Below are 24,169 nucleotides of genomic sequence, written 5' to 3' on the forward strand. Positions count from 1 at the left end.
CGTCAAAATTTTCCGTTTCCAATCAGGCACGTTGTCTGGTTGGACGAATGCGAAAATCATCGACATGGACATGGGCAGGAAGTTCCAGAGCAAAATGAATAACATCCGCAATATCCTGAGCGTGTAAGAAAGGCCCTTGCTCGCGTTCTATCTGTTCGAACCATTCCATATTGTATCCGGCGGTAGCCTGAAACTCTGAATGGACAAAACCGGGTTCGATTAATGTGACCCGAATGAGTTTTCCGCACAGTTCCTGGCGTAGTGATTCAACTAAAGAATGCAGGGCAAATTTAGTGGCGCCGTATACGGGATTTCCGGCTGATACGGTACGGCCGACCGTTGAACCTATCACCACAATATCCCGGACTTTGGGTTCTACGAGTGCTTGTTGTGAGAACAAAGCCGCGCAAGAGCGCAATTGGTGCATGGCACCTAATACGTTGGTATTAATCAGATCTTGCCATTGCCCTGAATCGGACGTGGTCAGTGTCCCCGGCAATCCGCGTCCGGCACTCAATACAAAAGCGGTGGGAGCCTGACCGAATTTTTGTTCTGCCAGCGAATGGAGTTGGTCATAATGATTGCTTTTTGTTGCATCGGCGCACAGTCCCACGACATGATGTCCCAGTTGCTGATGTTCTTCTTCGATTTGACGAATACGCTCAGCTCTGCGGCCACTGAAGACAACTTTGGCTTGGTTTTGTGCGGCGAGATCTAACACCGCTTTGCCCATGCCAGCGGTAGCACCGGAGATAGCAATAATTTGATGGTTTTTCATTATAACGCTCCTAAAGTTTCAGAATGACAAGCAGTGGCTTTTTCTTTTGTTGAATGAATCAGGGATGGTTGGATAACGTGCTGATCCAGCAAATGTTTGATGAATTTCTCGGCCCATTCCCGATCAAGTTGTTTGAATTGAATACCGTGACGCTCTAAGTGCGTCAGTGTCTTCCTATGGTTGAATTGGATGTTTCGATTACCCCGTGCTGACCAGAAGTAGCCGATGGCAATATCTTTATGATCTAACCTGCCTGATTGACGGAATAAGTGTTCCAGAGAAGGGCTATTCACCTTTTCGATTTGAGCACCATAGCGTTCCAATACCTTAATAAGGGTATGTATTGGTAATGTGTATTCAGAATCCAGATGGAAAGTTCCACCATTTAGAGATGTGTCTAGCGATAGGGCAACTAATCCATGGGCAACGATATCGACTGGACTGAGAACAATTTCCTCATCGTAAGAAAGCGGGATCTGACCCAGGGCGACAATGCCTTTTAAGCTTTGTACTAAACGGTTCTCTGCGGCATTTCGTTGGAATTTCCCGCTTTGAGAATGTCCGGTTACATTTCCGGTACGGTAAATAAATGTTTGGCTACCCCGATAAGCGAAATTACGTACCAAAATTTCCGCGTCGTATTTGTATCGCTCGTAGCTGTTTTGAAACTCTTGGCCTATTTCCAGACTTGTTTCATCGAAATAGCCTGTCTGTTTACCTTTTCGAGTACCGCTCACGGCGAGCGTTGACATAAAGTGAAGATCTTTGGGTTTGCCGGTTTCCGCAAGGTGAATACAACCTTTTACCGGAGCGAGAATATTGTCATGAGCGGTATTGCCACTGCCTACAAGTTTTGTATCAGCCGCAAAATGGTAGATTGCGTCTATGGTTTGACCTAAAGATTCCCAGACTAAATGCGTTAACCCAAGATTCGGCTGAACCAGATCAGCAGAGAGACATTGAACTCGATCTTGATGGCATTGCAGCGTTTCTGGTTCAAAGAATACTTGCCATGCTTCTTGTAAACGTTGTTCTGCGGTTGTTTCTGTACGGGGGCGAATTAAGCAGTGAATGCAGGCATCCGTTTGTTCCAGTAGTTTTTGCAGAACATGGATACCAATGAAGCCCGTCGCGCCTGTAAGAAGTATATGTTTATATTGACGCTGTTTTTCTTGCTTTGTACGAGTTAATAAAGCAGGCAGTGGATTCCAGATAGCGCCAGCAGAGTTGTTGTTATCCAGAATGGGGGGGTGTTTTCCTTTACCGCTCACAGGCGTATGACGTAACAAACGAATATGTAAGCGCTGTGCCCACGCTAACATTTGCTCATCATTGTATTGTTGACTGTTAAAATTGATGTCCAGCAATAATTGCTGCTTATACATACGACCAGTGAGCTTTAACTCATGTATGCGGCTATTCGTTGTTCCTCTTAATGATGGGAGAGCAACATCGGCTGGCGTTAACTGCCAGTCATTCCTCATGCCAAGTTTAAATTGCCCGGCATAATTAAAGCAGAGTGCTGCCGGAGCAGTACCTGTTATTGGCAACAGACCATTTATTGGTAACAAACCATTTATTGGCAACAAACCGTAAGCTGTACCCAGATGAGGGAGTGCGTTCATCCTGTCGTTGACGATAGAGACTAATGTGTCATCTGTTTCTTGAGTTATGTCGAACGTAAGCGGGAAAATGGACGTGAACCAGCCAGCCGTACGTGACACATCAATATCAGAGCGCAGTGACAAACGACCATGACTCTCTACATCCACATTGATAACTGATTTTCCGTTGAGTTGCGCTGCTTCTTCAAGGAATGCGGCCAGCAGATATCTGTCCAGCGTGCAGTTCCATTTTTCGGCTGCAACTTGATTAACATGACTGGATTCCTGTTCAGTCAGGGCAAGCCATAGTGTTTTTGAATCTTTTTCTTGCCCGGGATTTAATTCCGTTATTTCCATCTGTGGCTGTGATTGCCAGTAATGGAGGTCATTAACAAATAAATTCCGTTCAGATTCCAAATGTTGACACCAGTCATTAAACTGGCTGATATTGAACGACTTTGTTGAGGTTTCCAGCCCTGCTTCAACGGCGTAATGCCTCATCAGGTCATCCAATAACAATCGCCATGTAATGATATCAACAGCTAAATGGTGAGCGATCAGCAGTAAGATTGATGGGCCGTCGCAGAAATCAAGCAGGGTAGCGCGACAGAGTTGACCTGTGTGAAGGTCTAATTGTGATTCCAGCCTTTGATAAGCTTCACACACGGCTGATTCTCTTTCTGACCAAGAGCGGACAGGCGTGTTATCGTGGATAAGCCGTTCGTGGATAAATAGCTGTTGGCTGGTTTGGCCGGCAATAAATTGCCATTCTTGTAACTCATTACAGAAGAAACGTGCTGTGAGCATGGGGTGCTCTGTAGCAAGTTGCATGAACGCAGTATTCAGTTTGTGGTGGTCAAGTTTGGTACCGACCTCCAGAGCGAGTGCCTGAGTCCAACGGTTCGGCTCCTTCATATTTTGCCGGAAGAACCATTGCTGCGAAGGAGAGCAAGAAGTTGCTTCACTGCGTTTCTTACGTTGAGTTGTTTTATGATTATTCGAGTTGCGTAAACTCGTCAACACGCCTTGTACCGAAGGTTGGGCAAGAAAACTATGGGCGGTGAGAGGATAGCCCTGAAGCTGTAAATCGGACACCAGTTGAATAGCATCAAGCGAATCTCCCCCTAATTGGAAGAAATCATCATTTATTGTGAATGTTACGCCTTGAAGCTGTTTTTTAAATGCGCATATAACGTCTTGTTCGCATTTATCGGCAAGGTTACCGACAGGGCCTATTGATTCTTTAGACTGACGCTGTTCGAAATTTTCAATCAATATTTTCTTGATAGATGCTAAATCTACTTTGCCGTTGGGAGTCATCGGCATATTGCCAAGATATTCGAAGCGGGCAGGGATCATATAAGAAGGAACACGCTCACTGAGAGTATGGCGCATTGCCTCAATATTGTTTGCGATGCCTGAGTAAGCACATAATAAATAATCGTGGTTATTGTAACGATGACAGAATGCGACAGCATGATCGACACCGCCAAGGTGGCGTATTTCTCGTTCTACTGCTTCAAGTTCGACCCGATAACCTTTAATTTTAACCTGTCTATCAACCCTGCCGAGAAAATGTAGTGTCCCGTTAGCTTCTTTTCGAACCCGGTCGCCTGTACGGTAATACCGGCCGGTATAGCCAGAGAGTTCTACAAAGCGCTCCGCACTGGCCTGAGGCAAATTTCTGTAACCTTTTGCTACAGAAGGGCCACCGATGAATAATTCTCCTTCAATGAAACCCTTGTCGCTGAATTCACCATCATTCCCACGTAAAACAATTTGAGTACACCCGAAAGGTTGACCAATCGGTAATGTTAATTCGGAGGTAGCGTGTAACTCCTGAAGCGAAACTTGATGGATTGTGACACCGATAGTCGTTTCAGTCGGGCCATAGTGATTGACTAAACGTCGTGTTGTCAGTTGTTCAAGGCTGGTTTGAGCCAGTTCTGTTTGCAGAGCCTCACCCCCCAACAACAGGTATTCTAAAAGTGGTTCATTATACTTTTGAGCCTGTAATGCGGTTAGAACAGGTCGCCAATGGGTTGGCGTTATCTTTAAAAACTGGATTTTTTTGTCAGCGATCAGGCGGGCAAGGGCAGCAGGATCTTTTCGTTCTGATTCACTGGCGAGGTATAATGAACCACCAGACCAAAGGGATAAGAACAGGCATGTATTACCTAAATCAGCGGCCAGTGTGCTGACATGACCATATGTTAAATGGGGCGCTAAGTTTAATTGTTCAGTTAATGAGCGGCAATAATGGGTTAGGTTATCATGGCTAACCTCAACGCCTTTAGGCGTTCCTGTTGAACCTGAAGTATATAATACATAGGCTACAGTGTGACCATCTGGCATTAATGGAAGCCCCGACTCATTCTGGTCAGAGGCTGCTGTACGGTAAGTTATCCAACGGAAACCGCTTTCCTCTGCGAACGCTTCATTATCTTCGTCAGTGATAATGAAATCCGGTTGAATGGCATTCAACCTTGCCATTGTTTCTTGATGATTATTGCCTGCTTCCACAATGGAATAGGCATTGCCTGATCGCATAATCCCAAGAAGCGTTGCAATAATAGCAGGCTGCCTGTTCATTAAAATGGCGATAAGAGAATCAGGTTCAGCTAATCGCTGATTAATGGATTTCGCGATATTATAAGAACTGGTTGCCAATTGTGCATAAGTCATGGCTTCCGTTTTAGAATAAATCGCTACCTTATCGGCATTATAAGAAAAGTGATACTCAATTTTTTGCAATAACATTTTTTTCTTTCTGTTTCAGTCGGAAAATTAATAGAAATAGAACTAAGTGATATTTTTAATCACTCAGGTATGTTATTTAGCATCAGCATGATAAATGTAGGTGCTTATGATTAATGGAAAAGCGCTAATGTTTAATTTTACATATAAAGTCCACCTTGCTTATTTCAACAATGTATAAGTGAATTAAAATAATAATTCAGAAAACTTGGTTGATTTTGGATGGCAATAAATAAAATAATCTTCATCGCTGTATGATAATTAAAATACAGCGATGAAAATTATTTTATGATCACCTTTCCGGTATAAATTATCCAGTTGATGATGAATGGCAGTTGATTTTGGCCGGAGCTAGGCGTTGTTTGGAAAAGGGTTTGATGTTTGTCTTAAAGTTGGATTTAAAGGAATAAAAGTTAAACTTTTCTAAATGATATGAATAGTGAGTTAAAGTGTTTTTGTATTCTTGCAGCCATAAATGATGAGTGCAGGGAAAGAATTTCACATAATGATCTTTCATCATAATCTTGCATAACCTCTATCAGTAACAACAAAGACACAACAGCGATGCAGTTGTGACCAATACTTATAAAACATGCAACATTTAAATCAATTAGTTTACATATTAATAATGTTGTATAACTAATAGTATGTCAATAACTACTTGAGAATATAAAAGTTTTCTGGGTGGAATTTGAACAACATAACGGTTTAGTATAATCATTTGCGATAGTATCTGATATGTAATGCCCATTCAGTATCACAGATACCTGAGTTATTTTCACAAGACTTTCTTATGTATTTTGTTTTTCATAGTCGAGTACGGTGTATCTCACTGCGATACTTTTGCCTGATACCGTTAGCAGATAAGTTTCGTAGCGGTTCGTAATTGAACACGATTAATCTATTATTTAATAAGATATTTTTATTTTCAGGGACTAATGGCAAAACATTTACAGCGTTTTGATAATATATGAATAATTTAAGGGGGTTCTTGTTAGGATAGCTAATTAGTGTCATCACCCCATTTTTAACTTCTTGCTGCGTCAATGGGTTACTTTTACTCCTTGGCTGTCATGTATGCCCGGCACTCAATAAGAAAGCCTGTAAAAGCAGGCTCTCTTGGATGCACTGTAACTAGCCTTTAAGCTCTCTGGCACACTGCTGGAGGCACTGAAATGATGCAAACCGGATATTATGGCGTTCGTGATAGGCCTCATTTGGCTGATATGTGCGGTCAATGGCAGAAAAATGTGCCACCGCCTGTCTGACACTCTCAGAAACACTATCGGCAACTGCACCCAGGGTTCACTGGCTTGGGTACCGACATCGACACCAATGATGACTTTGTTACTGTCCTGTCTGCTCTGGACATTATTGTTCATAGTTTCTCCTTCAGCGCCTATCTCTTTTGTGACTCAAGATCAACGCTGCTTGGCAAAATGACCAGATCACGGATAGTGGTGTTTTTCGGGCGGGTTAGCCTATCTGAGCATTCATCATTATCAATAAACCAGAGTAATCACAAGGAAAATTAATGTGACGTATATCTAAATTATTTATGAGTAATTTACTAATAATGTGATTATTGTTCAATTTATACATTGATACTATTACTATATGGTCTTAACTGTTATATACATTGTTACGAAAAGTATACTAGTTCCAAAATGGAAGGATAAAAGTATGTACTCGTCTTATGAAGTATTAATAGTATTAAGAGGTTTCTTCAATATGAAGAAATGGTTTAATATTGATACCGAACTCGCCTTCTTTTTCCCTCAAAAATAATACCTGATTTATTTTCCTCTATTCATTTTAATTTCGCTTTTTTTGCTCATGCAAAAAGAGTCAGAAAATTTTACTTAAATTATTTAATTTCATATTAAAGGTATTGTTATGGCTAAAAGAATCGTAGAACCGTTCCGTATTAAAATGGTAGAAAATATCCGCATTCCATCAAGAGAAGAGCGTGAGGAGGCATTAAAAGAAGCAGGCTATAACCCATTTTTACTTCCTAGCAGTGCGGTATATATCGATTTATTAACCGATTCCGGAACAAATGCGATGAGTGACCAGCAATGGGCTGCGATGATGACTGGTGATGAAGCTTATGCAGGTTCCAGAAATTATTACGATTTAAAGGATAAGGTAAAAGAATTATTTGATTACGATTATGTTATTCCAGCTCATCAGGGACGTGGGGCAGAGAATATTCTTTTCCCGGTGTTGTTAAAAATAAAACAACAAGAAGGTAAAGCGAAACAGCCTGTTTTTATTTCAAATTTCCACTTTGATACAACCGCAGCACACGTAGAATTAAACGGTTGTAAGGCAATTAACATTGTCACTGAAAAAGCATTCGACTCTGAAAATTATTATGATTGGAAAGGTAATTTTGATATTGAAAAATTAAAATCCACTATTGCTGAACACGGTGGGGATAATGTGGTTGCTATTGTGTCAACGGTAACTTGTAATAGTGCAGGCGGTCAGCCGGTCGCAATGAGTAATTTAAAAGAAGTATATGAAATAGCCAAACAACATAATATTTTTGTAGTCATGGATTCAGCGCGTTTCTGTGAAAATGCCTACTTTATTAAAGAGCGCGATCCTAAATATAAAGACGCAACAATCAAAGAAATTATTCTTGAGATGTACAAATATGCAGATGCATTAACCATGTCAGCAAAAAAAGATCCACTATTAAACATCGGTGGATTGGTATGTATTAAAAATGATGAAAATACCTTTACTTTAGCAAGACAACGTTGTGTTCCTATGGAAGGATTTGTCACCTACGGTGGACTCGCTGGGCGTGATATGGCAGCAATGGTTCAAGGGTTAGAAGAAGGAACGAAGGAAGAATATCTGCATTATCGTATCGGTCAGGTGAAATATCTGGGAGATCGTCTGCGGGAAGGTGGCATTCCTATTCAGTATCCTACTGGCGGACATGCTGTTTTTGTCGACTGTAAAAAATTAGTTCCTCATATTCCCGGTGATCAGTTCCCGGCGCAGACTGTTATTAATGCACTTTATCTGGAATCAGGTGTGCGTGCGGTAGAAATTGGCTCGTTTCTTTTAGGACGTGATCCGGCAACCGGAGAACAGAAACCTTCTGCTATGGAATTTATGCGCCTGACTATTGCTCGCCGGGTATATACCAATGACCATATGGATTATATTGCAGATGCATTAATTGGCTTGAAAGATAAACTCCCAACCCTTAAAGGGCTTGAATTTGAATATGAGCCTCCGGTATTAAGACACTTTACGGCCAGATTAAAACCTATCAAATAACCATCATTAATAATGGCTCTCGTATTGCACGAGAGCCTCATCCTTATTCTATTAAGGAAATAACAATGAGCTATTTAATTAATAAAGAGCCCTCAATTATTGTGGGAGGTTTTGTGCTGGGTGGTGCAATGATAGGGGCCGGAATGTTTAGTTTACCGACCATAATGTCAGGCGCTTGGTTTATTAACTCTCTTTTGGTTTTACTTATTGTTTGCTTTATTATGTTTCATTCAGGGATATATATTCTTGAATGTACATCGAAGTATGGTGCAGGAACAAATTACTTTTATATTTCAAAAGAGTTATTACCAAAGTGGGCATGTTATATTGCTAATGTATCATTAATTTTTGTTTTATATATATTAATGTATGCCTATATTTCTGCTGCTGGATCTGTTATTTATGGAGCTTCGCGTCTCTATGGATACAATATCAACCTGAGAGCGATTTTTATTATATTTTCCATTGTTCTTGGTGCAGCCATATGGTGGGGAGGAACATGTGCGAGCCGGCTTACTTCGTTATTTCTTTTCATTAAAATAGTGCTTTTTGTATTGGCTTTTTCAGGCTTGTTTATACAAGCAAAAAGTTCATTACTCTTTAGTTTTTCGGTAGAGGGAAGTAATCAATTAGTATTGTATCCTTTTGTTTTCATTATCATCCCATATGCGATTACTTCATTTGGTTATCATGGAAATGTGTGTAGTTTGTATAAAATTTATAATCAGAATGAAAAAAAAGTAATAAAAAGTTGTATTGTCGGATGTGTGTTGGCGTTGATCATTTATTTACTTTGGATGATCGGCACTATGGGGAATTTACCAAGAGAACAATTTATTACCATTATTAACAAAGGCGGTAACTTAGACGCGTTTATTGATTCTCTTTATACTGTGTTAAATAGTGATTATATCGAGACATTTTTATTATGGTTCTCAATCAGTGCGGTATTTTGCTCATTCTTAGGCGTTGCAATTGGATTATTCGATTATATATTAGCTACGCTTAATTTTAAGGATAATGCTGGTGGAAGATTTAAATCAGCACTGATTTGTTTTACTCCTCCTCTGTTGTTATGTATGTTTTTTCCAAACGGATTTTTAATTGCTATTGCGTATGCTGGTATGGCAGCTTGTATTTGGGCGATTATCTGTCCCGCAGTGATGGTGTTAAAAGTCCGAAAAAAATTTTCTGAATCTGGTTTTAAAGTATGGGGCGGTAAAGGATTAATTTATACAGTCATTGCATTTGGTATATTCGGTATCATTTGCCAATTATTGGCACAGTTTAATATATTACCTATTTATCGCTGATTGATATAAGCCGTTAATAAACCTGCGTAGTGTCGGTAGACATCAATAAATTGTTGCCGCTTATTGGCATCGCACTCATGGGTTTCTTGTAGTTGAAGCCTGATGGTGAAACCATTTTGTCATACCGGCAAGAATGAAAATAATCTGCCAATACCCCCGGGCATAGGCCACAATTTGGGCGATCGCACGTAACAAGCTGGCGGTCAGATAGTCGATAAGATCTGCGCTTTGTTCGACAGGCAAACGGCTTTCGGAGCCGCCATTATCAGAGAGAATATAAAAAAACTGTGGGGCACTTATGTAGCAACCACTTCTGTAAAATAATTCTCTGTTTCTTCACTTAATTTTATTCCCGGATACTCACGCTCAAAGCGGAATTTTAAATCATCATTGAGTACTGCTATTCGCGTCTGGAGTAAGCAATGATACCTTGTTAGCTCCATTGCATTTGCTGTTTTTTTCACCATATCTTTATGGATATCGATCATACATACCCGTTATGGCTTTGTCACAACAGATTTAAGTTCAGGCGAATCAAGATTGAGTTAATGTAATATTGTGAAGTCAGTTCTCGAAAAAATTGTACTCATAAGTACGATCATCGGCATCAAATTTAAAGTCATCAAGCGCGATTTTGTCAGGATTATCAGGAAATGTAATCCCTGAGCGATCAGAATAATATAGTGAAAATCGGCTAAAGAAGTATTGACTGACATTCTGAAGCGGCGCCAGACCATAGGGCTGATACCTCGAAGGGCCTTTTAACGACATAGGCTTTCATGATGAGATGCCCGATCAGTACGTTTAGTTGCTCATTCTATCGCCTACTGAATGAAAATGCCCTAAGGTTTTTTTATGCTCTCCCTGAAAACAGTTCTTCTTATGGTTGTAAGAACATTGCTTACGGCCATTTATCTTATTTGTACTTCCAGAAAGATCTATAAGTTCCAATGGATAAAGTAATAGAAGTCAGCGAAGAATATTACCGTCGGATTAAACGTTTAACCAATTGCATTTTCATTAACAAAGAAAACCTGGTTATTCAGAGCGTACTTAATGAGCATTTTAATGTCATCAGCTATATTACTGAACAACACGGTTTCATAGAGATGGCTTTGGAAACTACGACCTTGGCTAATACCAAAGACGTGAATATTCACATCTGTGAAAAGAAACAACTATCGAAAACCTATCTGAATATGTTTCTCAGTTGATTGCAACTGAAGGTCCTAAGCTGAGCGTGTTGGCAACCAAACTGTATATCTCTGAAGGCCTAACTAAAGGTTGCTTTTATATTTGAAAAGAACATAGAAAATTAGTTTATTCTTAATCAATAAATTCGTTAATAAATAAAAATCCACTGAATTCAGTGGATTTTTATTTACATGAATTTAACTTTCTATTCGAAGTATTAAATTATTTCTTAAAAAAACAGTAAAGTTGTTTTAAATATACTATTATTAATAGGGTTTACCATCTATGAATATTTTAGTTTTAGTATCATCACCATAAAAATGTATATTTTTCATATCTTCAGATCCATTTGTTGTAAGTTAATAAGATAAATTATCTGCATTACTGTTATAATCAATAACCCGATAACCCGATTTTCCACCTGTTCTTATGAAATCGAAGATAACACTTTCTGAGCCTGAACGAATTACATTGCAACAACTGGCCTTGAATCACCCACACCGGGACGTCCGTACGCGAGGAACGGGTTTGCTCATGCTTGCCAGAGGCATCAAGCCGTCCCAGATCAACGCTGAGATAGGATGCAGTCTCCGGGTTATCTACAACTGGGTTCACACATGGCACAATTCCGGGATTGCGGGATTATTAGGCGGTCATGCTGGCGGCCGGTATCTCGCTATGACGCCTGAAATGATTGCCACTGCGGTCGAAGCGGCCAGCGCAGAGTCCCTGACGCTCGCCCGAATAGCCCAGTGCGTTGAGGCAAGGCATGGTTCCCTGCCCTGTACGCTTGAAACGCTGGCGAATACCCTGAAAAAGCAGGGACTGACCTATAAACGAACCCGCCTGTCGCTTAAAAAAAGCGCAACGAAACGGAGTTTGCGAAAAAATCCGCCTTGCTGAGCAAAATTAAGGCCGGGGCACAGTTAGGCCATTACCGTCTGGTCTATTTTGATGAGGCGGGTTTTGCCGCATCTCCTCCAGTGCAATATGGCTGGAGTCCACGGGGTAAGCCCCATGAGACTGAGCCTCAAGCCCATGGCAGATGGTCAGTTCTGGGGGCGTTAAATTACACGGACAACACGCTGTTTTACCAGACAGCGTCAGGCAGTATCACACGAGCTGATGTGATTGATTTTTTAGAGCAGGTCGCCAAACAAGGAGACAACCGTTTGACATTTTTAGTGCTAGATAATGCGCGTATCCACCATGGGATCGCGGAAAAAACCAGACATCGCTGGTTACGAGAGCACAACCTGCTTTTACTTTATCTTCCCGCCTACAGCCCAGAGCTGAACCTGATTGAAATCGTCTGGAAACAAGCCAAATATCACTGGCGACGTTTTATCACCTGGACTCAAGATACCATGGAGTATGAGCTAAATACGTTATTGGAAGGTTATAGCGATCAATTTACAATTAATTTTTCTTGAGTACTTAACTCGCTAGATTTATAAGGTAATCTAGATAATTCATAATCGTTTAAAATTTCAACACTTGCTCCACCATGAAGTTTTGCCTGAAAATGTTTGCTAATTCCACCTATATCCAAATAATAAGTAACTACATTTGAATCTTTGTTATAATTCTTTGATACCAAAGTAATACTTGTAATATTTAAAGATAGTTCTTTCATTGTAAAATCTCTTAAATTTCTAAAAATCTAGTTAATTATTTTCACTTCACGGCTCATTAAATTCTTTTATAATTATATTATAGTTAGCTCTTTTTATAGATCAATGTCAATGTAAAAATTTGATGTGATAATAAAACCAGAAGACCGTAAGCTCTCCCAGTTTTATTTTTAAACAAATATTATTCTATTTCTTTAATGTAATACTTTTCCGAACCATACCAATGTATAGTTTTATATTTTTCTGATATAAGCTTCTTATCATTTTTGTAATAATCCATGACTTCTTCAGGGGACCAACTACGTCCGCATGAAAAGAGAGCTTCTTCTTTGATTAATAATTTAATTATTTTTATTTTTTCCTCTTCCGTATCTACCGATAGTTTCATAAAATTTGCAAAGGGGTCTATATAATATCTATCATCATCCTTATAATATTCTCTAATTTCATCATTCATTAGAGAAAAACCTAGTAACTTCATCTTATTAACTAGCATATCTCCGTTTTTTGTAACCATAATCTTTAAAGTATTAGTTGATATGTCTCTAACAATAATTGAATTTTCTGGAAATCTACTCATTGTACATTTACCTTTAATATGGGTGTAGTTGAGGTTGGAATTGAGTCTATCATCATTTCAGGAGTCACGAACTGAACCAGCCGGTTTGTTCGTACTGTCTCTTCGTAAAACCCGATCCGTAACATCCGGTCCGTAAATATGAAATCCTCGATCCTCTTCACAGATCTGAATATTTTTTTCTGACAGAAATACTTAAAGTTACATGTATGTATCTAAATTGCCTCTTATTTTTACATTTCCGCTACAAGTTTGACTAAAATGCAACCATTAAATATATTAAATCATAGGTTATATCTTATACATTTAATCTATCAGGAGGTAGCGATGTCAGTACCGAAGCTCAGGCATTTCATTAATGGTCAGTATATTGAATCTAAAGGTTCCGAATATTTTGATCTGGTAAGCCCGGTCACTGGTGAATCTTATGCGCGTTCTCCTAACGCGACCGCGGCGGATGTTGATGATGCTTACGCATCGGCCAAAGAGGCGTTTAAAATTTGGGGACGCAGCACCCCCTCGGCACGTCAGCAGGCGTTGCTAGCGCTGGCTGATACGGTAGAAAAAAATGCTGAACGCCTGATTGAATCGCAAAGCCGCAATACAGGGCAGCTCAAGCACCTGATTGCCTCCGAGGAGATTGCAACCTCGGTGGATCATATCCGTTTCTTCGCCGGTGCAGCGCGTTTTTTGGAAGGTAAGGCTACAGCGGAATATCTTTCTGGTATGACTACCAGTATCCGGCGTGAACCGCTGGGCGTAGTAGGGCAGGTTACCCCATGGAACTATCCGTTGATGATGGCGGTGTGGAAGATAGCTCCTGCGCTGGCAGCAGGTAATGCCGTGGTGCTTAAACCGAGTGATACTACGCCGGAGAGTACTCTGTTGCTGGCTGAGCTGTCCGCTCCGTTCTTCCCTGCCGGCACCTTCAATGTGGTTTTGGGTAATGCCAGCGCAGGTGCTCTGGTAGTTTCACACAAAACGCCGGCTATGGTTTCCATCACCGGTTCCGTACGTGCAGGTTTGCAGGTTGCTTCTTCGGCAGCGGCTAATCTCACCAGAGCGCATCTGGAGTTGGGCGGTAAAGCGCCAGTAGTTATTTTTGCCGATGCGGATATAGACAAAGCGGTAGAGACCATTGTTACCGCGGGGTACTTCAATGCTGGTCAGGACTGCACGGCGGCTTCACGTGTGTTGGTGCATGAATCTGTTCACGATATCTTCGTCACTAAATTGGTGGCGGCAGCTAAAGCCACCCGGTTTGGCGATCCGGAAGATAAAGAGGCGCTGTATGGGCCGCTGAATAATATCCGTCAGTTAGAGCAGGTCAAAGGATTCATTGCGCGCCTGCCTGCTCATGCCCGTATCGAAACAGGAGGCCATCAGGCCGATCGTTCGGGATATTACTTTGAACCTACGGTGATTACCGGCCTGGAGCAGAGCGATGAAATGATTCAGACCGAGATTTTTGGCCCTGTTATCACAGTACAGAAGTTCCTGACAGAGCAGGATGCTATCGAGAAAGCTAATGATGTGAAATACGGGTTGGCCTCCAGTGTTTGGACCCGCGACCATGGCCGCACATTGCGCCTGTCTCGTGAGCTTGATTTTGGAACTGTCTGGATTAACACCCATATTCCTCTTACGGCTGAAGCACCGCATGGTGGCTTCAAGAACTCTGGGTACGGTAAGGATTTGTCGGCTTATGGTTTCGATGAATATACGCGTATCAAACACGTAATGAGTTCCAACGACTAATACAGGACACCCATAATGAATCAAAATAGATCTTCGCGCGACAGTTTTTCACGCGACGGTTCTTCACAAAACAGTTCTTCACAAAACAGTTCTTCACAAAACATAGTGTCACGAGCGCACCACGAGCTGTTTACTGATCGTGATGTGGGGGCGCTTGAGCGTTATTTTGCGCCGAATTTCATTGAACATTCCCCATTGGTCAAAGATGGCCTTACTGGTCTGCGTGAGCTAGTTCAGACACATCCTGAATTGCACCATGAAACGTATCGCGTACTACAGGACGGAGATCTGGTTGCTATCCACGGCCGTTTTACGGGGTTAGACGATCAGCCGTTGGTCGGTTTCGATCTGTACCGGGTTGCCAATGGCTTAATCGTGGAGCACTGGGATGGCTTAGTGCCGCAGTCTGCACCTAATGCCAGTGGCCGAACTCAGTTAGACGGCCCGATTGAAACGGGCCATAACCATGACAGAGAGAAAAACCGAGAACTGGTGGTTAACTTTTTCACGCGTACCCTGATCGAAGGGCATTATGATGAATTTGGAAACTACACCAATGGTGAGGCGTTTCGCCAGCACAGTCCCGATATTCCCGATGGAACAGATGAGGTCATTGCGTTTCTTAAGCAACTCAGGAATGAAGGGCAGGGCCTGCATTATGCAAAAATCCACCGTACAGTAGCCGACGGGCAGTTTGTTCTGACTCACTCAGAGGGAAGTATTGCCGGAGCACGTCACAGCTACTTTGAGCTATGGCGTGTCGAGAACGGCAAAGTGGCTGAGCTTTGGGATGCTATCTCTCCGGTGCCAGAGGATGCGCAAGCGCTGCATCGCCACGGTATTTTTTAGCGTTGTATGAAGACATGCTGAAATTTCATGTCATTTCAATCAGGAATTAGAGAATGACGACATATTCTATCGTCTACGCACCGCTGGATCAGGCTACCCGGACCGAACAGGTTGTGGAACGTTTAAGCAACGCGATCATCTCCGGGATATTGCAGACCGATGAGCAGTTACCTAACGAGAACGAGCTATCGCGATTGTTGGGTGTGTCACCAGTAACGGTTCGTGATGCCCTGAATACGCTGCGCGCCAGGCAGTTGATCGATACTCGGCGCGGACGTTATGGCGGTAGTTTTGTGTGTCAGGTTCCCGTTGAGACAATGCGGAAATATCACCCGTTGCAGTTGATGGCTTCAGGCGAACTGGCAGATTTCAGCGAATTTCACTGTGCAGTAATTGGTCACAGCGCGAAGCTTGCGGCTCAACGTTCAACGCCGGGTGAACTGAAAAAACTTGGGCAACTGATCGACAGCTTTGCAGCTGCAACGCAGCCGGATGCTCGTATACAAGCAGATATGCGCTGTCTGTTAACCCTGGCATCTCAGGCACAGTCGGCCAGACTTGCCAATCAGGAGCTGGAGATTCAGGTCGAATGGGCGCCTTTGATGGTATTTCTGTACCGAGAGACGGTCGTTCACAGCGAGGTTTCCGCCGCCTGGCGCACACTTCTGGCCTCTCTGTATAAAGGTGATGACCTCGCCTGTTATCAGTTGGCGCAGAAAATGATTATCCGAATTACCGATCACCTGCTTGAATACAAATTGCGTATGGATACTGACGCGCCATTCTTACAGAGATCTGATCGCGAGTAACGTGGCTGCATTCATCCCAAGATAGGGGAAGGAATATGTACAACGACATACACGTAGAACGGGCCAGAGGCATTCTGGACGATATCTTAGTCGCGGCGCAGCAGGCCACCGCAGCTCTGGCAGATAAGGCAGCGCGTATTTTATTGGAGCGGCCGTTATATCATACGGAAGGTGTCCGCTTGGCACGGGAGCAGCGCGGTGCATTACAAGAACATATCCACGACGTATTGCGTAACAACGCCTGGTGTAACGGGGCGGGATTTGCCAGCTATGCAGTAACGAAGACGGTTGAGGAGCAGGGAGGTTACTGGACGCTGGAGTGGTGGCGGCAGGAAGGGAATACCATTCAGTATGCACAGTTGGAACATAATCAGGAGCAGCGCAGGCGCTTGGATTTCCGGTTGTTTGAGTGGTTCCGGCAGCCGGCCAGTTGTCACCTTCCCGTCATCGATGGCCCTTATGTGGATTATGTCTGCAACGGTGCCTACACAATTACCATAGCCCATCCGGTGCTTATCGATGAGGAGTTTGTCGGTGTTGCGGCGGTGGATATGCTGGTTTCGACGCTGGATCGGTTACTTCTTCCGGCTCTGAGCGCTATCGGTAAGCCAGCATTAATAATTAATGACGATGCACGTGTCGTGACTTCAACAGTGCCGGGAGTACGTTCAGGCTCGCTATTGAAAGACCAAAGCGTTAACCGATCGGCCGATGGTGAAGCACCTTCACTGCGTCTGGTGATCCTACCGTTATCACACACTGAATCACACAGGGCGTTTGTCTGCTGAAGCCCATTTATTCAGATTGCTGAGGAGTTTCTACTTTATGACTGAATCTATGTTAGCTAAAAGGCGCAATGCGGCTATCGCAAAAGGCGTTGGCGTGACCACACAAGTCTATGCTGAACGTGCGGAAAATGCTGAAATCTGGGATGCTCAGGGGCAACGCTATATTGATTTTGCCGCCGGTATCGCCGTGGTGAATACAGGTCACCGTCACCCGCGCGTCATTGCCGCAGCCAGAGAGCAGCTGGAACAGTTTACCCATACTTGTCATCAGGTCGTACCTTATGAAAATTATGTAGCGTTAGCCGAACGACTGAACCGTCTGGTGCCGGGTAATTTTGTGAAGAAGACTGTCTTTGTTACCACCGGCGCTGAGGCAGTAGAAAATGCTGTGAAGATCGCGCGTGCTGCTACCGGACGCAGCGGTGTGGTGGCTTTCAGCGGCGCTTTTCATGGCCGTACCTTCCTCGGTATGTCATTAACCGGCAAAGTTGCGCCATACAAAATGGGGTTCGGCCCGCTGGTTAGCGACGTTTACCGTGTCCCGTTTCCGGTAGAACTGCACGGTATCAGCGTGGAACAGACGCTGAACGCGCTGGAGGATCTCTTCAAAACCGATATCGAGCCCACTCGCATTGCTGCCATCATCATTGAACCAGTACAGGGAGAAGGTGGTTTCTATCCTGCGCCTCCCGAACTGCTCAAATCCCTGCGCGAAATTGCCGATCGCTACGGTATTGTACTCATTGCCGATGAGATCCAGACCGGTTTCGCGCGTACGGGCAAACTGTTTGCCATGGAGCATCATGAAGTTTCGGCCGATCTGACCACGATGGCAAAAGGTCTGGCGGGGGGATTACCGCTGGCGGCTGTAACGGGGCGAGCAGAGCTGATGGACGCTGTGGTGCCAGGGGGCTTGGGGGGAACCTATGGAGGTAATCCGGTGGCGATTGCGGCTAGCCATGCGGTGTTGGATGTGATCGAAGAAGAGAAGCTGGCTGCGCGTGCGACACAGCTAGGAGAGCGGTTAAAACAATGTCTGCATGGACTACGACCGCGCGTCCCGCAGATCGCCGACGTGCGTGGGCTTGGATTGATGATTGCTGTGGAATTTAACCGTGCGGATAGTCAGGAACCCGATGCCGGTTTTACCAATGCGGTGCGTCAGAAAGCGCTAGAGCGTGGGCTGATTCTGTTGACCTGCGGTGTACACGGCAACGTGATCCGTTTCCTACCACCTCTGACCATACAAAATGATGTTTTTGATGAGGCGCTCAACATCCTGAAATCTGTGCTGCTCGATCTGAACCGTAAGTAGGGAAAGTAATGGCTGAAAACTCAGGAGTTGTTCCAACGACGAAGTTATCACTTCGTTAACAGACGATGCTGCGTCAGTGTAAGAGTGATGCTGAGTGAGTCAGTGTTTAGTTTGCTCAGCATTTTCCCTCAAATGGCTATTCTGCCGCGTAACCGGAGACAACTGTAACCGGAGACAACTAAGGAAAGATTAACCCAAAATGCGCGTGACGGCAGGGGTAAGCCGCTGGTTCAAAAGAGAGGATAACAATGCACTGGTATTTAAATGTATTAAAAAATTATACCTGCTTCAGGGGGCGGGCCCAGCGTAAGGAGTTCTGGTATTTCGTTCTGTTTCAGATCCTGGCTGTTCTCATCATTTCTTTCCTGGAAAGGTTGTTTGCTGTTGCCAATCCCGAAATTTATATGGGGTGGTTCAGCGCTATCTATTTGCTGATCACATTTTTGCCTGCGCTGGCGGTAAATGCCCGCCGCCTGCACGATATCAACTGTAGTGCTTGGTGGCTACTGTTACATCTTATTCCGTTTGTTGGCACTGTTATCTTACTGATTCTCGCCACTCTGAAAGGGCAGGCGGACAGTAATAAATACAGTTCAGAAAACCGGATTCACTCACAGGGAAATACTCCGGGCCAGACTAACGGGTAATTTCCGGTCATAAAGGAGTGCTGAAATGGCAATGAACAGAAGAGATTTTATCTCTACTGCCGCGATCCTCGCCGGGGCGGGAGTACTCTCATCCATACTTCCTACTACATCTCTGCTCGCCCGGACCTTAACTGCGGCTGATGCTCCGGCCGTCAATATTGATCAACTCCGGCCGACGCTGTTGCAGGATGCACAGCACAGAACAAGTCAGTTGGGGTTGGATCCGCGCATCTGGAGTTGGCATAGAGATATGGGGGCCAACTCCATGCCCGCCAACTATTATGAAGCTTCCCTGGCTGATTGGCCGATTTTTGGAGGCTTTTCCAGAGATCAGAGCTGTGAGGTTGTAGTCATTGGCGGTGGGTTGCTGGGTGCTTCCACTGCATTGCATCTTGCTGAAGCGGGCGTGGATGTGATTCTGGTTGAAAAGGATAATATTGGGTCGGGAGCCTCTGGCCGTAATGGGGGGCAGATAACCCCCGGAATTGCCCGCTGGGCAGCGGAAACCATACTGGAAGAATTTTCACCCGATGAAGCCAAACGTTTATGGCGTTTTGCATCGATTGAAGCGATGAATCTTGTGGATGAACTTCGCGAGCGTTACGGTTTTGAATGTGACCGCAAATATGGTCATATTACCGCAGCGATACACCCAGGCCATATGGGGCCATTAGTAGCTAATGCTGATGCCCGGCGTAAGCTGGGAGATACTGCGGTGAAGGTGATTGGACCACACGAATTACAGGAAGAGTATGTGCGTTCAGGTATCTATCATGGTGCCAATATCGACAGCATCGGTGGGCAGGTTCAGCCCTTGGCGCTGCTGCGAGGCCTGGTTTATGGCTTTGCCAAATTGGGTGGACGAGTCTATGACGGCACGAAAGTGAAGGGCATCAGGCAAGATATCGGCAGCACAGTCATAGAAACTGAACGGGGAGTTATCAGGGCGAGTAAAGCCGTAGTACTGGGGGTGCATGGCTCCACCGGTGAGTTTATCTCCGGCCCTTCCACTACAGTCCCTTTTTTCACCTATGTGGCGGTAACTCCGCCGTTGTCGGTGGATATCAAAGAGCTAATCCCATCGGATTTGCCGGTCTACGATACACAGTTACAGATAGACTATTATCGCGCGGTGCGCGACAACCGCCTGCTGTTTGGTGGACAGGGCACCGGCAACTCCTGGTCACCACGTGATGTGAACAATTATTTGCTTTATCGTATCAAAACTGTGTTCCCGCATCTGGAAAAACCCGAACTGGAATACTCCTGGGGCGGGATTAGCGATCTGACCCTGAACGGAGCCACCGATGCCCGTAAAAGTGGTGATAGTGTCCCTGTATATATGGTGCATGGCTGGAGCGGTCATGGAGTAGCGCAGACGGTGCGTATTGGCAAAGCCATCAGCGACGATCTCACCGGGCGCAACCATGATTTTACCATGCTTACCCGTATCGATCACAAGGGTATTCCGCTGGGCTCTTATCTCTCTCCGGTGGCTATTCCATTAATCAAAGGCGCTCTGGGTGTGATAAGCACACTTAATCCGGCGGATATCGTTTCGTTCTGAGTGGCAGGCTTGCATTAGCCGAGAGGCCGTTATCATGTGCCCTACATTACCGTTAAAGTTATTTCCCACAGGAGGCCGGAGAAAAACTCCGGCTCTACCGTGCCGGAGATTATTGTATATAGAAAACCCCCTGCTAGCCCTGTCTCTTCTACACAAATCCCTCGATTCAATCGAGGGATTTGTGTAGAAGAGACAGGGCTATGCCGGGGGATACTTATTTGGTGCCAGGGCGAGACTGGTAAATAAGTATAATTAATTGAATATATTGAATTTATTTTTATTTATTGATTTTATGCCCCTATTAATGCCCCCATAATTCTTTGCTTCTAATTTCTCGTATCTTACTGATTTTAATTATCATGCTAAGGTAAAAGAACTATGAGGTTCAAAGATGGATAAATTAAGCTGTCATTTCCCTCTCAGGGTTACATGTCAAAATTTATCATTTTTACGAAGTCGATCACAAAACAGGTCGATCACAAAACAGTTGTAACTCATTGATCATGCTGTAGGTATAACGACTTTCGCCCTAATAATAATTACCTGTTCGGCAATTTCTTTCATCACAGTAACATCCAATATATGGGTTTGCCTTGGACGGAAAATTCAACTCTGAGATTAATCAATTTTAGTTAAAAAATTTAAGCATATTGTATTGATGAAGCAGTGTATATCTTTCTATTACTCATATTCATAAATGTGATGTGTGCTATTGAATCATTACTCAAACTTAGCTTATATGTTCTTATATAAGAACATTCTTTTATCTATACTGAATGAGTTCGCTCTTATTAACTGTAGGTTATAAAATAAGCAATTGATATTGAGTTAGCTTGTATTTTTTATATATTAAATTAAATTTAAGTTTTTGAGAATTTTTGAGAACTATTTTGTGAAACTAACTAAATTGCAAATTAAAAATTTCCGTTCACTAAAAGATCTTCATGTTGACCTTGAAGAATACATGTCAATCGTAGTTGGCAAAAATAACTCAGGAAAAACATCACTACTTCTAGTACTTGAACGGTTTCTTAATAGCACAAATCCACATTTTGAGCTCGATGATTTTAATATTGAATTTCAAGATTATCTTATTGAAATTATTGAAGATAAATCATTTCCCACTAAGCCTTTGGAAATCTCACTTCGGTTATTTATCGAGTATGATGATAATGACGATCTTGCCAATGTCGGAAATAAGATAATTATGGATCTTGATCCCGAAAATAACTGGATCGTCCTGGATTTTCTATACCATCTTTCCCCAGATAATCTTGAAATTCTCAAACGAGATTATATAGCTCACTGCAATAAACGCGATAAAAAAGGAGCGAAAGCCCAACCCATACTTGATTTTCTCCGAGAAAATCATAGCCACTACTTTAAGCTTGCACGCAGAAGTATCCAGTACGATCATTTAACACGAGAAGTTCAAGAAGATTCTTACATCGATCTAATCAAAGAGGGAATTCGATTCGACGACATTATTTCCTTCAAACGTATCAATGCTCGACGGTCTGTATCAAACAAAGACTCAGACCGAAGCTTATCGGCAATGTCAGCAAAAATTTATTCAGCAACTTTAACCAATGCTGGTGAAGCAGATGTTTTTGACAGTTTCAAAGAAGCACTAAAAATCACTGATGGTCAGCTGGATAACATTTATTCCAATCTTTTCGAAGACATTATTGATGATGTCAGAATATTTGGCGGTATCAGGGAGGATGATACTCAAATTCAAATCAAATCAACCTTGCAGCATCGCGAATTACTGGAGGGAAACACCACAGTAATGTACAGGCAAGGGGAAGGGGCTTATTCCTTACCCGAAAATTTTAATGGTTTAGGTTACCTGAATCTAATTAGTATTATCTTCGATATCAAAATTATTCTAAATGAATTTAAACGAAGCAAATCTCCAAAGCCCGCAGATATAAATTTGCTATTTATAGAAGAACCTGAGGCTCACACTCACCCACAAATGCAAGCAACATTTATAAAAAACATCAAAAGCTTGATAGGTAGAACTATAACTAATACTAATAATATCAAGAGGCCATTGCAGACAATAATATCTACCCACTCGGCTCATATAGTTACTGAATCTGATTTCGAAGATATCAAGTATTTCAAGAGATATAATGGAGGAACGCACTCCAAAAATCTTAAGGATCTCAAGGTACGTTATAAGGATGCAGGACACCATGAGCATTATAAGTTCCTGAAACAATATCTGACAATTCACCGTTCACAGCTTTTTTTTGCAGATAAGGCAATCCTAGTAGAAGGTGAAACAGAACGAATATTATTGCCAGCTATGATGCGAAAAAAGGATCAATTCGATGAAGCAGAAGCTTGGAAAACAGGCACTAAGTCTCCAGTACCTTTACTTTCGCAAAATGTATCAGTAGTTGAAGTTGGTGCGCACTCACAAATTTTCGAAATTTTCTTAGATTTTATTGGAATAAAAACTCTTATTATCACGGATATTGATTCAGCTAAAGCTCAACCTAAAAAGAATAAAGGAGGGGAACCTATCGAAAAACTGTGTGCTCATGAGGTAAAGGGCGCTACACACACTACAAACCAATCTATTCAGTTCTTTTTCGGCGTAAATTCCGAACTCAATTATTTTATTAATCTGACGCGCAAGGAAAAGACTGTTCATAAGAACAAAACTAATAATAAATGGGAAAGCAGCCCCAATGGGCAGGTAATGTGTGTCTATCAGATTCTAGAAGCTAATAAAAAGGGCGCTAACTATCATGCTCGCAGCTTTGAGGATGCCTTCTTTCATGTTAATCAGCAATTTATAAGTGACACCTGCAATATAAACGGTGAGATTGACGAGAGAAAATTTCCAAGCTTAAAGCCAAAATATCTAAAAAATTATCTCATTGGTGGTTCTCCTTTTGATATGGCTAAACATGGAATTACCAAAAAACCATCATTCGCTATTGAGATTCTTCTTAATAGCCAATCTATTGAAGATACCAAGGAAAGTTTGACCGGAAAACTGAGAACGTTCAACTTAGAATTTAGTAATTGGCAAACACCACTATACATTGATGAGGGACTTACATGGCTCAAAGCGGATCAGGGTGAGATCTCATATATTTATTAAGGTTATTTAGGTTAAATAAAGACCAGAGTATAACTTCTTATAGCTCTTTCTCTCATTAAAACGATAAGATCACGCTATTCCATAAAAATAGCGATCGTAATAATGAGTATTTTTAACTTTATCAGTAAGATCGATGACCCGCGTTCTGATATCAA

20 protein-coding genes and 1 pseudogene are annotated in these 24,169 nt (G+C 42.8%); 14 read left to right on the forward strand and 7 right to left on the reverse strand.

The genetic code is table 11. The annotated features are described in order from the left end of the window. Nucleotides 1-22: 22 nt before the first annotated feature. The 3 genes from Xenpb_RS12230 to Xenpb_RS12240 form a co-directional block, all read right to left on the reverse strand. Nucleotides 23-778, reverse strand: a complete 756-nt coding sequence (locus Xenpb_RS12230; protein ID WP_187654574.1) for an SDR family oxidoreductase — start codon at nucleotides 776-778, stop codon at nucleotides 23-25. After that, nucleotides 778-5,142 (reverse strand): AMP-binding protein, encoded by a 4,365-nt coding sequence (locus tag Xenpb_RS12235; protein WP_187654575.1) that lies wholly within the window; start codon nucleotides 5,140-5,142, stop codon nucleotides 778-780. The genes Xenpb_RS12230 and Xenpb_RS12235 overlap by 1 nt, the downstream gene beginning before the upstream one ends. A gap of 1,085 nt (nucleotides 5,143-6,227) precedes the next feature. After that, nucleotides 6,228-6,521, reverse strand: coding sequence for a hypothetical protein (locus Xenpb_RS12240; RefSeq protein WP_187654576.1), 294 nt, complete (start codon nucleotides 6,519-6,521; stop codon nucleotides 6,228-6,230). A gap of 301 nt (nucleotides 6,522-6,822) precedes the next feature. Between Xenpb_RS12240 and tnaC the strand changes: the two genes are divergently transcribed. From tnaC to Xenpb_RS12255, 3 genes are all read left to right on the forward strand, one after another. Continuing rightward, on the forward strand, nucleotides 6,823-6,927 hold the full coding sequence (tnaC, locus tag Xenpb_RS20485; RefSeq protein WP_072061467.1) for a tryptophanase leader peptide: 105 nt from the start codon (nucleotides 6,823-6,825) through the stop codon (nucleotides 6,925-6,927). Nucleotides 6,928-7,035: 108 nt separating this feature from the next. Further along, nucleotides 7,036-8,439 (forward strand): tryptophanase, encoded by a 1,404-nt coding sequence (locus Xenpb_RS12250; RefSeq protein ID WP_187654577.1) that lies wholly within the window; start codon nucleotides 7,036-7,038, stop codon nucleotides 8,437-8,439. Nucleotides 8,440-8,504: 65 nt separating this feature from the next. Further along, nucleotides 8,505-9,752: an aromatic amino acid transporter gene (locus Xenpb_RS12255; protein ID WP_187654578.1), complete on the forward strand. Its 1,248-nt coding sequence runs from the start codon at nucleotides 8,505-8,507 to the stop codon at nucleotides 9,750-9,752. Nucleotides 9,753-9,827: 75 nt separating this feature from the next. Here the strand turns inward: Xenpb_RS12255 and Xenpb_RS12260 are convergent, their stop codons facing one another. Beyond that, nucleotides 9,828-9,995 (reverse strand): hypothetical protein, encoded by a 168-nt coding sequence (locus Xenpb_RS12260; RefSeq protein WP_187654579.1) that lies wholly within the window; start codon nucleotides 9,993-9,995, stop codon nucleotides 9,828-9,830. A 53-nt stretch (nucleotides 9,996-10,048) separates the two neighbouring features. Then, a pseudogene (locus Xenpb_RS12265) lies at nucleotides 10,049-10,212 on the reverse strand (ISKra4 family transposase); the annotation flags it as partial. A 490-nt stretch (nucleotides 10,213-10,702) separates the two neighbouring features. Between Xenpb_RS12265 and Xenpb_RS12270 the strand changes: the two are divergent. The 3 genes from Xenpb_RS12270 (at nucleotide 10,703) to Xenpb_RS12280 (ending at nucleotide 12,379) form a co-directional block, all read left to right on the forward strand. Next, nucleotides 10,703-10,966, forward strand: a complete 264-nt coding sequence (locus Xenpb_RS12270) for a hypothetical protein (RefSeq protein WP_187654581.1) — start codon at nucleotides 10,703-10,705, stop codon at nucleotides 10,964-10,966. 409 nt (nucleotides 10,967-11,375) lie between these two features. Continuing rightward, nucleotides 11,376-11,849, forward strand: a complete 474-nt coding sequence (locus Xenpb_RS12275; RefSeq protein WP_187654582.1) for a helix-turn-helix domain-containing protein — start codon at nucleotides 11,376-11,378, stop codon at nucleotides 11,847-11,849. Then, nucleotides 11,843-12,379, forward strand: a complete 537-nt coding sequence (locus Xenpb_RS12280) for an IS630 family transposase (RefSeq protein ID WP_187654583.1) — start codon at nucleotides 11,843-11,845, stop codon at nucleotides 12,377-12,379. The genes Xenpb_RS12275 and Xenpb_RS12280 overlap by 7 nt, the downstream gene beginning before the upstream one ends. On the opposite strand, the gene Xenpb_RS12285 is transcribed toward Xenpb_RS12280, so the two are convergent. Both Xenpb_RS12285 and Xenpb_RS12290 read right to left on the reverse strand, forming a co-directional pair. Continuing rightward, on the reverse strand, nucleotides 12,355-12,582 hold the full coding sequence (locus tag Xenpb_RS12285) for a hypothetical protein (protein WP_187654584.1): 228 nt from the start codon (nucleotides 12,580-12,582) through the stop codon (nucleotides 12,355-12,357). The two genes, Xenpb_RS12280 and Xenpb_RS12285, sit on opposite strands and share 25 nt — an antisense overlap. A 179-nt stretch (nucleotides 12,583-12,761) precedes the next feature. Then, nucleotides 12,762-13,160 carry a hypothetical protein gene (locus Xenpb_RS12290; protein ID WP_187654585.1) on the reverse strand — a complete coding sequence of 133 codons (399 nt, stop codon included), beginning with the start codon at nucleotides 13,158-13,160 and terminating at the stop codon, nucleotides 12,762-12,764. Nucleotides 13,161-13,484: 324 nt separating this feature from the next. Between Xenpb_RS12290 and Xenpb_RS12295 the strand changes: the two genes are divergently transcribed. From Xenpb_RS12295 to Xenpb_RS12330, 8 genes are all read left to right on the forward strand, one after another. Next, the gene (locus tag Xenpb_RS12295) at nucleotides 13,485-14,915 is read left to right on the forward strand and encodes a gamma-aminobutyraldehyde dehydrogenase (RefSeq protein ID WP_187654586.1); all 1,431 of its coding nucleotides are present in this window, start codon (nucleotides 13,485-13,487) and stop codon (nucleotides 14,913-14,915) included. 15 nt (nucleotides 14,916-14,930) lie between these two features. Next, entirely contained in the window at nucleotides 14,931-15,764 is an 834-nt protein-coding gene (locus Xenpb_RS12300) for a nuclear transport factor 2 family protein (protein ID WP_187654587.1), read from the forward strand. A 53-nt stretch (nucleotides 15,765-15,817) separates the two neighbouring features. Continuing rightward, nucleotides 15,818-16,573 carry a FadR/GntR family transcriptional regulator gene (locus tag Xenpb_RS12305; RefSeq protein WP_187654588.1) on the forward strand — a complete coding sequence of 252 codons (756 nt, stop codon included), beginning with the start codon at nucleotides 15,818-15,820 and terminating at the stop codon, nucleotides 16,571-16,573. Between the two features lie 35 nt (nucleotides 16,574-16,608). Beyond that, entirely contained in the window at nucleotides 16,609-17,361 is a 753-nt protein-coding gene (locus tag Xenpb_RS12310; protein WP_187654589.1) for a cache domain-containing protein, read from the forward strand. A 37-nt stretch (nucleotides 17,362-17,398) separates the two neighbouring features. Next, nucleotides 17,399-18,676, forward strand: a complete 1,278-nt coding sequence (locus Xenpb_RS12315; protein ID WP_187654590.1) for a 4-aminobutyrate--2-oxoglutarate transaminase — start codon at nucleotides 17,399-17,401, stop codon at nucleotides 18,674-18,676. 248 nt (nucleotides 18,677-18,924) lie between these two features. Next, nucleotides 18,925-19,323, forward strand: coding sequence for a DUF805 domain-containing protein (locus Xenpb_RS12320; protein WP_099115514.1), 399 nt, complete (start codon nucleotides 18,925-18,927; stop codon nucleotides 19,321-19,323). Nucleotides 19,324-19,348: 25 nt separating this feature from the next. Beyond that, on the forward strand, nucleotides 19,349-20,890 hold the full coding sequence (locus tag Xenpb_RS12325) for an FAD-binding oxidoreductase (RefSeq protein WP_187654591.1): 1,542 nt from the start codon (nucleotides 19,349-19,351) through the stop codon (nucleotides 20,888-20,890). A gap of 892 nt (nucleotides 20,891-21,782) precedes the next feature. Then, the gene (locus tag Xenpb_RS12330; protein WP_187654592.1) at nucleotides 21,783-24,014 is read left to right on the forward strand and encodes an ATP-dependent endonuclease; all 2,232 of its coding nucleotides are present in this window, start codon (nucleotides 21,783-21,785) and stop codon (nucleotides 24,012-24,014) included. Nucleotides 24,015-24,169: the final 155 nt, after the last annotated feature.

It is taken from the genome of Xenorhabdus sp. PB62.4 (assembly GCF_014467285.1).
GTDB lineage: Bacteria > Pseudomonadota > Gammaproteobacteria > Enterobacterales > Enterobacteriaceae > Xenorhabdus.